Genomic DNA, 13,019 nt, shown 5'->3' on the forward strand with positions numbered 1-13,019 from the left:
CTGTTATAAATTTTGCAACAGACAGCATTTTTTTATTATGCCGCACCATGTCGATTACACTAAAATGAAACCGAATAAATGAAATAAGATTGACAAAGTGATTTTTAATGATAATAATAGTGAAGATTTATATTACCTCTTGAGGGGGATTTACCTGAATGTCTGATTACTTAGTAATTGTGGAATCTCCGGCTAAGGCAAAGACAATAGAGCGCTATCTTGGGAAAAAATATAAAGTGAAAGCCTCTATGGGTCATGTGCGTGATTTGCCAAAGAGCCAGATGGGCGTTGATGTTGACCACAATTTTGAACCCAAATATATAACAATCCGCGGAAAAGGTCCCGTGTTAAAGGAATTAAAGACCGCTGCCAAGAAAGCCAAGAAAATATATCTGGCGGCTGACCCCGACCGAGAAGGGGAGGCGATTGCCTGGCATCTGGCCCACAGTCTTGATGTGGATGTCAATTCGGATTGCCGGGTGGTGTTTAATGAAATTACAAAGGATGCCATAAAGGAATCCTTCAAGACACCAAGGCCCATCAATATGAACCTTGTGGATGCTCAGCAGGCAAGGCGCGTTCTTGACCGACTTGTAGGCTACAATATCTCTCCATTGCTATGGAAAAAGGTGAAAAAGGGATTGAGTGCTGGACGCGTACAATCCGTCGCACTTCGAATGATCATTGAACGCGAAAAAGAAATTAAGGACTTTGTACCAGAGGAATACTGGACTATCAAAAGTGAATTTCTTAAAGACAAGCAACATTTTGAAGGTTCTTTCTGGAGTATGAATGGAGAACGGATTGAGCTTCATTCCGAAGAAGAAGTTCATAATGTACTTTCTTCTATCAAAGGGAATACCTTCGAAGTTGTTTCTGTTTCGAAAAAAGAAAGGAAAAGACACCCAGCTGTCCCATTCATCACTTCCTCACTTCAACAGGAGGCAGCAAGAAAGCTGAACTTCCGAGCGAAAAAGACGATGATGCTTGCCCAGCAGCTATATGAAGGAATCGAACTTGGCAAGGAAGGAACAGTAGGTTTAATCACTTATATGAGAACAGATTCCACCAGGATATCTGATGTGGCAAAGGCTGAGTCTGCTTCCTACATTGAAGAGATCTTTGGCAAGGATTACCTTCCAGGGGATGATAGGAAAGAAAAGAAGCAGCCTGGCAATGCCCAGGATGCCCATGAAGCAATCAGGCCTACCAGTACCCTTCGGGATCCCAACTCGGTTAAAGAATTTCTATCAAGGGATCAGTTCAGGTTATACAAGCTGATATGGGAACGATTTGTGGCAAGCCAGATGGCCTCTGCAATAATGGATACGATGAGCGTGGATGTAAAGAACGGACCCGTGGTATTTCGCGCCAACGGGTCGAAAATCAAGTTTCCCGGCTTTATGAAGGTATACGTGGAAGGTTCGGATGACAGCGTAGAAGAAAAGGATAACCTGCTGCCCGAAATGACAGAAGGTGATCAAATTCTTTCAAAGGACATTGAGCCCGCACAGCATTTCACGCAGCCGCCGCCTAGGTACACAGAGGCCCGTCTTGTCAGAACGCTTGAAGAAATGGGAATAGGAAGACCATCCACTTACGCTCCTACACTTGATACGATCCAAAAGCGTGGTTACGTGTCCCTGGATAATAAACGTTTTGTTCCTACTGAACTGGGGGAAATCGTTTTTGAGCTTATTGAGGAATTCTTTCCAGATATTATCGACCTTGAATTCACTGCCAAAATGGAGCATGAATTGGATAATGTCGAAGAAGGAAGTATTGAATGGATCAAGGTGATTGACGGCTTTTATAGAGATTTTGAGTCATATCTTGAAAAGGCCGAAGCTGAAATGGAAAAGGTCGAAATAAAGGATGAGCCGGCTGGGGAAGATTGTGAAAACTGCGGCAGTCCAATGGTCTTTAAAATGGGACGCTACGGCAAATTCATGGCATGCAGCAACTTCCCTGATTGCCGCAATACCAAGCCGATTGTAAAAGAAATCGGAGTCACCTGCCCATCCTGTAAAAAGGGTAATGTCATTGAAAGAAAGAGCAAAAAGAAAAGGATTTTCTACGGCTGTGACCGATATCCTGAATGTGATTTCCTTTCATGGGATAAACCTCTGCCGCGTTCCTGCCCTAAGTGTGATCATGTCCTGGTAGAGAAGAAGCTGAAAAAAGGCGTACAGGTTCAATGTGTCAACTGCGACTACAAGGAAGCGCCGCAAAGCTAAAAGGGTGAGCATATGCTCCCCTTTTTCGTTTGCCAGTTTCGGGAACGCGTTTTTAGGATTTTTATGGGAGAATATTGAGCTCACCAGAACTGCAGACATGGCGTTTTACAAACTCCATTATGCAAAATTCTTTTATCCTTTAATGCTTGAAACTTTTATCTTTCCAAAACGTATTGTAAAATGCAGTGGACAAGCAATATCGTTAGCTATATAATCTTTCTTTGTGCAAAGTGTTACGTTACATATGCAATGGAAAGAATATGGATAGTCCGTAATAAAGCTTAGGACCATGTAAATGAAATATAAATTGGTAAACTATCATGTTTTGTCATATCTTTACATGGAGGTTCGTAAAATGAGAGAAGAAGTAACAGTCAATGTAATTGGCGCCGGATTAGCAGGAAGTGAAGCTGCATGGCAGATTGCAAAAAGAGGGGCCAAAGTAAAGCTATATGAAATGCGTCCGGTTAAACAGACTCCTGCCCACCATACGGATAAGTTTGCTGAATTGGTGTGCAGCAATTCTTTGCGTGCCAATACGTTGACCAATGCCGTAGGTGTCTTAAAAGAAGAAATGAGGATTCTGGATTCCGTAATTATTTCGTCAGCAGATGCATGTGCCGTTCCTGCAGGAGGTGCCCTGGCAGTAGACCGCCACGAATTTGCGGGAAGAGTAACGGAAAGTGTAAAGAATCATCCGAATGTGACCGTTATTAACGAAGAGGTTACTGAAATTCCGGAAGGCCCCACAGTCATTGCTACAGGCCCGCTAACCAGCCAGGCCCTTTCTGAAAAGCTAAAAGCCATTATGGAAGAGGAGTATTTGTATTTTTATGATGCTGCGGCACCAATTATCGAAAAAGACAGCATAGATATGAATAAGGTGTATTTAAAGTCACGATATGATAAAGGCGAGGCAGCCTATCTGAACTGCCCTATGACAGAAGAAGAATTCAACCGATTTTATGATGCCTTAGTATCAGCGGAAACAGTACCGTTGAAGGAATTTGAAAAGGAAATATTTTTTGAGGGCTGTATGCCGATAGAAGTGATGGCGGCACGCGGCAAGAAAACCATGCTGTTTGGACCCTTGAAGCCGGTTGGCCTTGAACATCCAAAGACAGGAAAAAGGCCTTTTGCCGTTGTTCAGCTTCGTCAGGATGATGCAGCAGGAACTCTTTATAATATTGTTGGATTTCAGACTCATCTAAAATGGGGGCCTCAAAAAGAAGTATTGCAATTGATTCCTGGGCTTGAGAATGCCGAAATTGTACGATATGGGGTCATGCATAGAAATACGTTTATAAATTCACCTAAAGTGCTAGATGCGACATATCAGTTTAAAAACCGAAAAGATTTGTTATTTGCCGGCCAGATGACAGGAGTAGAGGGGTATGTAGAGTCTGCAGCTTCCGGGTTAATCGCGGGAATCAATGCAGTAAGGCTTGCCATAGGAGAGGATCCAGTTATCTTCCCTGCAGAAACTGCAATGGGTAGCATGGCTCGCTATATTACGGAGACAAATGCAAAGACTTTCCAGCCGATGAATGCAAACTTTGGGTTATTTCCTGAGTTAGGTCATAAGATTAAGGGTAAAAAGGAAAGAAATGAAATGCACGCTAAGCGGGCGTTGGGAACAATTCAGAACTTTGTGAAAAATTTGTAAAATTGTTTGATACTGATTTTAAAGTATGTTACTATTTAGTAGCCTTTCGTGAGGTGTGTCAATGTTGGTTAATGAAGAAGCTGCCTTACAGCTATTTGTTGAATATCTTCAAATAGAAAAAAATTGCTCTCAATATACCATTGATCATTATAAACACGATATCGCTGATTTTTATTTGTTCATGTCTGAACAAATAATCAAGAGCCTATCAGATGTTCAATATTTCGATGCAAGGCTGTATTTGACAAGACTGCTGAATGATAAAAGCTACTCAAAACGTTCTGTCGCTCGGAAAACCTCCTGTCTTAGAAGTTTTTTTAAGTTTTTGAAACGGGAGGAAGTGGTAAACGAAAATCCGTTTGCACTCGTTTCCTTGCCCAAGCAGGATCGGATGCTTCCAAGGTTCCTCTATGAAGAGGAAATAGGGGAAATATTCGATTCACTTGAACAGCAAACACCTAAAGGCCAGCGTGACTCTGCGTTATTAGAGCTGTTGTATGCAACAGGCATTCGAGTCAGTGAATGCTGCAAAGTTAAGATTACAGACATTGATTTTTCATTAGGAACCGTTCTCGTTCACGGGAAAGGACAGAAGGATCGATATGTTCCAATCGGTAGTTTTGCCTTAGACGCTATTAAAACTTACATAAACCAAAGCAGGAGCCGTTTAACGAAGGAACAGGGAAAAGCACACCCCTTTCTTTTTGTTAATTTGAGGGGAGAGCCGCTGACAGCAAGAGGTGTCCGCCATATTCTCGATGGCCTTATAACTAAGGCTTCAGCCGGAAAAAAACTTCATCCTCATATGCTTAGGCATTCTTTCGCTACCCACCTGCTTAATAATGGAGCAGATCTTAGGTCAGTCCAGGAATTGCTTGGCCACTCTAAAATATCTTCCACTCAAATCTATACTCATGTTACCAGTGAACAATTGAGGAAGGTTTACAATGCTTCTCACCCCAGGGCATAAGAATGGAAGTATGTTAGGGAGATGTTGTCGAAGTCGTTTTTGTATCTTTTTTTGATACTTCTTTTGATTGGAAAGGAGAAAAAATGAGCAATTTTCATGCAACTACTATATTTGCAGTCCACCATAAAGGCGAATGTGCGATGTCAGGCGACGGGCAGGTCACACTTGGTAATGCAGTAGTAATGAAACACACTGCACGTAAAGTGAGAAGGATTTTTAACGGCAAAGTGCTTGCCGGTTTTGCCGGATCTGTAGCTGATGCTTTTACGCTGTTTGAACTTTTTGAAGCCAAGCTGGAAGAATATAATGGAAATCTTCAGCGAGCCGCTGTAGAGCTGGCTAAACAATGGCGAAGTGATAATATCCTACGCAAGCTTGAAGCGATGCTGATAGTTATGGATAAGGAAGATCTTCTGCTTGTATCTGGGACAGGAGAAGTTATTCAGCCTGATGACGGCATCCTTGCAATTGGTTCTGGCGGAAACTATGCGCTTTCGGCGGGCCGGGCATTGAAGAGGTTCTCCGGGGAACATTTGAATGCGAAACAAATTGCAGAGGCGTCTCTTCAAATAGCAGCCGAGATCTGTGTTTATACAAATTCCAATATTATTGTGGAAGAGCTTTGATTTAAAGGGAGTGACAGGCATGCAAAATAATAAGTCTAATTTGACTCCAAGGCAAATTGTGGAGAGGCTTGATCAGTTCATTGTCGGCCAGAAGGATGCGAAGAGGGCTGTGGCAATCGCACTTCGTAATAGATATCGCCGCAGCTTGCTGGATGAACAGCTGCGCGATGAAGTGGTGCCGAAAAACATCCTGATGATTGGCCCAACAGGTGTCGGAAAAACTGAAATCGCCCGAAGAATGGCTAAAATAGTGGGTGCTCCCTTTATAAAGGTGGAAGCAACCAAATTTACCGAGGTAGGATATGTAGGGCGTGACGTAGAATCAATGGTCAGGGATCTTGTCGAAACCTCCGTAAGGCTTGTAAAAGAGGAAAAGATGGGAAGCGTCAGGGAGAGGGCAGAGCAGAACGCCAATGCACGCCTTGTAGAGCTTCTGGTTCCTTCTGGAAAAAAGCAAAACAATTTCAAGAATCCGCTTGAAGCGCTTTTCGGAGGCGGAGGTTCGCAGGACCACCAGGATACACAGACCGAAGATGATTATACAATCAGGCAGAAGCGCAGCAGCGTTGAAAGGCAGCTTCACAATGGAGAACTAGAAGACCAGCTGGTTACGATCGAAGTAGAGGAACAGCAGCCTTCGATGTTTGATATGCTGCAAGGCTCAGGCATGGAGCAAATGGGGATGAACATGCAAGATGCCCTGGGAAGCCTGATGCCTAAAAGAAAGAAAAAGCGAAAGCTTAAAGTCAGTGAAGCCAGGAAAGCTCTTGCAAACGAAGAAGCAAGCAAGCTGATTGATATGGATGAAGTAACCCAGGAAGCGGTTTACAGGGCAGAGCAGTCAGGCATTATATTTATCGATGAAATCGATAAGATTGCGAGCAAGTCGAACAGCGGTGCCTCTGCTGATGTATCTAGAGAAGGTGTCCAGCGGGATATCCTCCCTATTGTTGAGGGTTCAACAGTCGTAACGAAATATGGATCGGTAAAAACTGATCATGTCTTGTTTATAGCAGCGGGTGCCTTCCACATCGCTAAACCTTCCGACTTGATTCCTGAGCTTCAGGGACGTTTTCCGATCCGGGTGGAGCTGAAAAAGCTGACGGTTGACGATTTTGTAAGCATCCTGCATGAGCCGGATAATGCTTTGCTTAAACAATATATAGCATTATTGGAAACAGAAGGTATAGAAATTGAATTTTCTGACGATGCTATTCGTAAGATTGCCGAAGTAGCATTTGAGGTAAACCAGAATACGGATAATATAGGGGCAAGGCGCCTTCACACCATCATGGAAAGGCTATTAGAAGATTTATCGTTTGAAGCTCCCGAAATATCAATGGGTAAAATTTCTATTACTCCTCAATATGTGGAAGAAAAGCTGGGAACGATCTCAAGAAATAAAGATTTAAGTCAGTTTATTCTCTAATGGGCAGTTGAGTGTGACTTTCCATCGTTATTAAGTTTTACATCATTAAAATAATAAAATATGTAACTTTTTTGAATCAAGGATTGCATTAGGAGGACATCTTTAATGAATTTATTAGGAAAAACCAGAAGAATTAACAGCATGCTTCAAAATGCTGCAGGCAAACCTGTTAACTTTAAAGAAATGGCTGAAAGCCTAAGTGAAGTGATTGAAGCGAATGTATTTGTAGTATCTAGAAGAGGAAAGCTTCTGGGATTTGCGATCAACCAGCAAATTGAAAATGAGCGAATGATCAAAATGCTTGAAGACAGACAGTTTCCGGAAGAATACACAAAGAACTTATTCAACGTTTCAGAAACATCGTCAAATTTGGATATTGAGAGCGAATATACCGCGTTCCCAGTGGAAAATAAGGAACTGTTTGCAAGCGGCCTGACTACTGTAGTTCCCATCATTGGGGCTGGAGAACGCCTGGGAACATTGATTCTTGCCCGTCTTGAGGAAAAGTTCCACGATGACGACTTAATTCTTGCTGAATATGGCGCTACCGTTGTAGGCATGGAAATCCTTCGTGAAAAATCAGAAGAAATCGAAGAACAAGCAAGAAGCAAAGCAGTAGTACAAATGGCGATCAGCTCCCTTTCTTACAGCGAGCTTGAAGCTATAGAGCATATCTTTGAAGAATTGAAAGGAAATGAAGGGCTTCTAGTTGCTTCCAAGATAGCAGACCGTGTGGGCATTACAAGATCTGTTATCGTTAACGCCCTTCGTAAACTGGAAAGCGCAGGCGTAATCGAATCACGCTCTCTTGGAATGAAAGGAACGTACATCAAAGTCCTTAATGACAAATTCCTTGTGGAACTTGACAAATTAAAGAATAGCTAAAATGAATGAAGGCAGTCCCTCAATGGGGCTGCCTTTTTTTTTTGCATGTAGGTTAAGCTTTTTCTCTTCTCCTCTGCCTAAAGAATATAACTTAGACTCAATCAACAACGGCTGAGTTTAACTTTGGACAAATCTAAATGTCGACAAATTGCCACAAAATTCCTCTAAAGACTTGGGCTTTCTGTCTGTAATTCCAATAAAATAAATTATGAAGTTGATGCTGATTGTTACATACATTGACATACAGGTCAGCTTATAACAAGAGGATACACCTCTTTATGGAAGCTCGCGCCTTAAGTGTGACTATAGACCTATTCGAAGAGGAGGGAGAGATGCTTTCATTCCTATTTACGAATATTTGTTCCTGAATTTATCATACAAAATATTACATATATTGTAATATACCGGCTTTTGTCGACAAAAATAGGCCTATTGTCATGCAGTAATTTGTCGATACCTCATAGACATGGGAACCGGTATTCTTTACAATAGTTACTATATTATGTTTGTTTTGTTACAAGTACGCATTTTAGTAATTTTACTGGTAAATAAGGGGTGAAGAAAATTGGAGCTATTTTCTAATACCTTTTCGAACTTAGAGAATGCTTTAAATTATTCAAGCTTAAAACAGAAAGTGATCTCGCAAAATATTGCAAATGCAGATACGCCCAATTACAAGGCGAAGGATGTTGTAAGGAACGAGTCTTTTCAATCTGTTTTGCAATCATCGATATCATCTTATAAGACAGATAACAGACATTTCGATTTCAGCGGAAGCCGGACTTCTTCAGCCTCGATTGTCCAAAGAGATACGAAGTATAACAATAATGGAAACAGCGTGGATGTCGATAAGGAAATGAGCGATCTTGCAGCGAATCAAATTCTGTTCAATGCACTTACAGATCGAATCAGCGGAAAGTTTAAATCATTGGAAAATGTGATAAGGGGTGGCAAGTAATGAGCATGTTTCAAAGTTTGAATACAACAGCTTCGGCTCTTACCGGCCAGCGCCTTAGAATGGATATCATTTCTTCCAATATGGCCAATGCCGAATCTACTAGGGCTGAATTTGTAGATGGGAAATGGCAGCCATACAAAAGAAAAGTAGCTGTACTTCAAGCGGATGAAGGCAAATTCTCTAGCTTCCTGCATACTGCAATGGGGAAATCGGACGGAACCGGCCAAGGCCTTAATGTCACTGAGATTAGGGACGACAATTCTCCTGCTAAGCTGGTTTATGATCCTGAACACCCGGATGCAAGGGAAGATGGCTATGTTGAAATGCCAAATGTTGATCCGTTAAAGGAAATGGTAGATTTAATGAGCGCTACCCGGTCCTATGAAGCTAACGTTACAGTATTTAATGCTTCAAAAAGTATGCTGATGAAGGCCCTTGAGATCGGGAAATAGATAGGAGATTGATTGTATGCAAGGTATAAATATCAATGCTGTTAATTCATTCGGGAAATTAGATCTTAACCGAATCCAGACTCAGTCATATACACCATACGAAGCACAGAAGAGTTTTGCGTCCGTGTTGAAACAATCTATTGAAAAAGTGAATGAAGCCCAGGTGAATTCTGATTCATTCACCGGGAGATTAGCCAGGGGAGAAAATGTCGATTTGCATCAGGTGATGATCGCTTCACAGAAAGCAAGCGTAACGATGCAGACAGCGCTAGAGGTGCGAAATAAGGTCGTGGAAGCATATCAGGAAATGATGAGAATGAGCGTGTAAGATCTTTATAACCTCACAAAATCAAATGACCTTTTCCCTTCAATGATATGGAGGTATGAGGCCGCAATCATAAATGGTACCGGGGGATAAAGATGAATGAAAGACTCGTAAACTTTAAAAATAAAATATCCGGCTTTTGGGGTAGCAGGAGCAAAGCTCAAAAAATAATGCTTGCTTCAGGAGCCATTCTTTTAATTGCGATTATCGCAATTTCTTCCATTTTTGCGTCCAGGACAACAATGGTTCCATTGTACAGTAACCTTTCACCGGCTGAGACGGGATCAATTAAGGCCAATCTGGACGGCAGGGGAGTCCAATCCGAAATAACTGACAACGGAAAGACAATTATGGTCCCAGAGGAAATGGTGGACACTCTCAAAGTGGAGCTGGCAGCAGAGGGAATACCTGATTCAGGAAGCATTGACTATTCATTTTTTAGCCAGAATGCAGGCATAGGGATGACTGATAATGAATTCCAGGTACTGAAACTGGAATCCATGCAGACAGAACTCTCTAACTTGATTAAGGGCATTGAAGGAGTAAACGATGCGAATGTCATGATTTCGCTTCCAAAAGAGGGCGTTTTTTTAAATGACTCAAAGGAGGAAGCTTCTGCATCCATCGTTTTGAGTACAAAACCTGGGTATCAATTCGAAGATAGCCAAATTAGGGCCCTTTATCATCTTGTTTCAAAAAGTGTCCCAAATCTTCCTACTGATAATATCGTCATCATGAACCAGGATTTTGAGTATTTTGATCTGAAAAATGAAAATAAATCTGAACCCGGAGCTTCATTTGCAACGCAGAATGAAATCAAGAAAGAAATTGAACGGGATATCCAGAGACAGGTCCAGAATATGCTCGGTACACTTATGGGAAGAGATAAAGTTGTTGTCTCTGTATCAGCCGATATAGATTTTACCCAGGAAAACAGAGAGGAAAACCTCGTAACACCTGTAGATGAAGAAAATATGGCCGGCATTGCCATTTCCGCCCAAAGGATAAATGAAACGTATACTGGTGACGGAAAAGCAGCTGCGGGCATCCCGCAAAGCGGAGATCCTAATGATACAACCAATTACCCATCAGATGGAACGACGGGTAATGGAAATTACGAAAGAAAAGAAGAAACAATCAATAATGAAGTAAACCGGATTAAAAAAGAAATTGTGGAAAGTCCCTATAACGTAAGAGATTTGGGCATTCAGGTAATGGTAGAGCCTCCGAAACCCAATGACCCTAACTCACTGCCTCAGGCAAGGGTCGACGACATTACAAAAATGTTAAGCTCGATTATCCGGACCTCCATTGATAAGGGAACATTGCAGCAGCAATTGACTGATCAGGAAATTCAAAATAAAATTTCCGTTTCTGTTCAAGAATTTAATGGCAAGATGGCATTTGCTCCTCAAAGCAGCGAAGCCAAGATTCCTTTATGGGTTTATATAGTTGGCGGAGTACTGGTGCTTGCAATTATTATTCTCCTTATACTCTTCATTCGTTCCAGAAGAAAGGATCAATATGAAGAAGAGTTCATTATTGAGGAATCAATGCCTGTTGATGTACCTGATGTGAACAACGACCAGGATACAGAATCATCATTAAAGAGGAAGCAGCTGGAGAAGCTGGCAAAGGAAAAACCGGAAGAATTCGCAAAATTGCTAAGAAGCTGGATAGCGGAAGACTAGGGGGGAATGACGATGTCAGAGAGAAAGAAAAAAGGCGGACTTACAGGAAAGCAAAAAGCTGCGATCCTGCTCATCTCACTAGGCCCTGATGTCTCGGCTTCTGTTTATAAACATTTATCAGAGGAGGAGATTGAAAGACTCACTCTTGAAATTTCCGGGGTAAGGAAAGTAGACTCCTCTGAGAAGGAAGAAATTTTGGATGAATTTCATAATATAGCCCTAGCTCAGGACTATATCGCGCAGGGAGGCATCGGCTATGCCAAACAGGTTTTGGAGAAAGCTCTCGGATCTGATCAGGCTGCGGCGATCATCAACCGTTTGACCTCCTCCCTGCAGGTCCGGCCCTTTGATTTTGCAAGAAAGGCCGATCCTGCACAAATATTGAATTTTATCCAAAATGAACATCCACAGACCATTGCATTGATTCTTTCGTATCTTGATCCTGCGCAGGCGGGGCAGATATTGTCCGAACTTCCACAGGAAGTACAGGCTGATATTGCAAGAAGGATTGCGACAATGGATAGCACCTCGCCTGAGATCATAAATGAAGTGGAGCAAATTCTTGAGAGAAAGCTATCCACGACAGTTACCCAGGATTACACTCAAACAGGCGGGCTTGAAGCGGTAGTGGATGTTCTGAACGGTGTCGATCGCTCGACGGAAAGAACCATACTGGATGCTCTTGAAATACAGGATCCAGAGCTTGCAGAAGAAATTAAAAAGCGCATGTTCGTATTCGAAGATATTGTCACACTTGACGGCAGGGCAATCCAGCGGGTTATCAGAGATTCTGACAATGAAGACCTGAAATTGGCACTCAAGGTGGCAAGTGAAGAAGTCAAAGAAATTGTGTTTAAAAATATGTCCAAGCGAATGGTCGATACCTTCCAGGAAGAAATGGAGTACATGGGCCCTGTAAGGCTTCGTGATGTGGAGGAAGCCCAATCAAGAATCGTTGCCGTCATTCGCAGGCTTGAGGAGACAGGCGAGATTGTAATTGCAAGAGGCGGAGGAGATGACATCATTGTCTAGGATCATAAAATCCAGTTTAGCTAATGCGGACGACAATGAAAAAAAGACGATTAGAATCAGGCCCTTTTCCCAAATGCATAATGCGGATCTTGGGCACCTTCCCGCCATTCACCAGAATATTTTGGAGGAAGCAAGTGCAAAAGCTCAAGAAATCCTGGCACAAGCCCGAGAACAGGCTGAGCAAATCCTAAGCAATATTGCTATGGAAAAACAGCATTGGGAAGAGTCAGGCAGGCAGGAAATGTATGAACAAGCCAGGGAACAGGGCTTTGCTGAAGGATGGAACACAGGATCGCAAAAAGGATACGATGAGATGACTGCTCACATTTCTGAAGCCAGGGAAATTGTAGGAGCTGCAAAGGCTGATTATCAGAAGTATATTGAAGTATCGGAAAAAACGATATTGGAGCTTGGTATAAAAGTCTCACAACGAATTTTAGGAAAACAGCTGGAAGTATCAGAAGAAGCTTTCCTCTCTTTGGTAAGACAGGCTATAAGAGAAGCGAGAGATCATCGGGAAATCCAGCTTCATATCAGTCCGGTACATTATCGGTTCATTTTAGCACAGAAAGAAGAGCTGCTAAGTGTATTCCCTAAGGATACTGATTTTTATATCTATCCAGATGCTGACTTGTCTGAAGGAAGCTGTATTATCGAATCTTCACATGGCCGGATTGATGCAAGCGTCGATAGCCAGCTTGATCACATTAAGCAGAAATTACTCGAGCTTTTGGAAGGGGAATGAGGA

Annotated in this window: 12 protein-coding genes; all 12 read left to right on the forward strand. The window is 42.2% G+C overall.

Features of this window, described 5'->3' with window-relative positions:
• Positions 1-158 precede the first annotated feature (158 nt).
• Complete coding sequence (topA, locus tag V1500_RS10000) at positions 159-2,237, forward strand: type I DNA topoisomerase (RefSeq protein ID WP_409305411.1); 2,079 nt, start codon at positions 159-161, stop codon at positions 2,235-2,237.
• A gap of 355 nt (positions 2,238-2,592) precedes the next feature.
• Entirely contained in the window at positions 2,593-3,903 is a 1,311-nt protein-coding gene (trmFO, locus tag V1500_RS10005) for an FADH(2)-oxidizing methylenetetrahydrofolate--tRNA-(uracil(54)-C(5))-methyltransferase TrmFO (RefSeq protein WP_409305412.1), read from the forward strand.
• A 61-nt stretch (positions 3,904-3,964) separates the two neighbouring features.
• Positions 3,965-4,873 carry a tyrosine recombinase XerC gene (gene xerC, locus V1500_RS10010; protein ID WP_409305413.1) on the forward strand — a complete coding sequence of 303 codons (909 nt, stop codon included), beginning with the start codon at positions 3,965-3,967 and terminating at the stop codon, positions 4,871-4,873.
• An 83-nt stretch (positions 4,874-4,956) separates the two neighbouring features.
• Positions 4,957-5,499, forward strand: coding sequence for an ATP-dependent protease subunit HslV (gene hslV / locus V1500_RS10015; RefSeq protein WP_409305414.1), 543 nt, complete (start codon positions 4,957-4,959; stop codon positions 5,497-5,499).
• A gap of 19 nt (positions 5,500-5,518) precedes the next feature.
• Positions 5,519-6,928 (forward strand): HslU--HslV peptidase ATPase subunit, encoded by a 1,410-nt coding sequence (hslU, locus tag V1500_RS10020; protein ID WP_409305415.1) that lies wholly within the window; start codon positions 5,519-5,521, stop codon positions 6,926-6,928.
• A gap of 105 nt (positions 6,929-7,033) precedes the next feature.
• Entirely contained in the window at positions 7,034-7,813 is a 780-nt protein-coding gene (codY, locus tag V1500_RS10025; RefSeq protein WP_409305416.1) for a GTP-sensing pleiotropic transcriptional regulator CodY, read from the forward strand.
• A gap of 565 nt (positions 7,814-8,378) precedes the next feature.
• Positions 8,379-8,771, forward strand: a complete 393-nt coding sequence (gene flgB, locus V1500_RS10030) for a flagellar basal body rod protein FlgB (protein WP_409305417.1) — start codon at positions 8,379-8,381, stop codon at positions 8,769-8,771.
• On the forward strand, positions 8,771-9,223 hold the full coding sequence (flgC, locus tag V1500_RS10035) for a flagellar basal body rod protein FlgC (protein WP_409305418.1): 453 nt from the start codon (positions 8,771-8,773) through the stop codon (positions 9,221-9,223). The genes flgB and flgC overlap by 1 nt, the downstream gene beginning before the upstream one ends.
• Positions 9,224-9,239: 16 nt before the next feature.
• A complete protein-coding gene (gene fliE / locus V1500_RS10040; protein ID WP_409305419.1) occupies positions 9,240-9,551 on the forward strand; it encodes a flagellar hook-basal body complex protein FliE in 312 nt (103 codons plus the stop codon).
• A gap of 92 nt (positions 9,552-9,643) precedes the next feature.
• Positions 9,644-11,239, forward strand: a complete 1,596-nt coding sequence (fliF, locus tag V1500_RS10045) for a flagellar basal-body MS-ring/collar protein FliF (RefSeq protein ID WP_409305420.1) — start codon at positions 9,644-9,646, stop codon at positions 11,237-11,239.
• 12 nt (positions 11,240-11,251) lie between these two features.
• Entirely contained in the window at positions 11,252-12,271 is a 1,020-nt protein-coding gene (gene fliG, locus V1500_RS10050; RefSeq protein WP_409305421.1) for a flagellar motor switch protein FliG, read from the forward strand.
• Positions 12,264-13,016, forward strand: coding sequence for a flagellar assembly protein FliH (fliH, locus tag V1500_RS10055; RefSeq protein WP_409305422.1), 753 nt, complete (start codon positions 12,264-12,266; stop codon positions 13,014-13,016). The genes fliG and fliH overlap by 8 nt, the downstream gene beginning before the upstream one ends.
• The last annotated feature ends 3 nt before the right edge of the window (positions 13,017-13,019 follow it).

The sequence above is a fragment of the Peribacillus sedimenti genome (assembly GCF_046237635.1).
GTDB lineage: Bacteria > Bacillota > Bacilli > Bacillales > DSM-1321 > Peribacillus > Peribacillus sedimenti.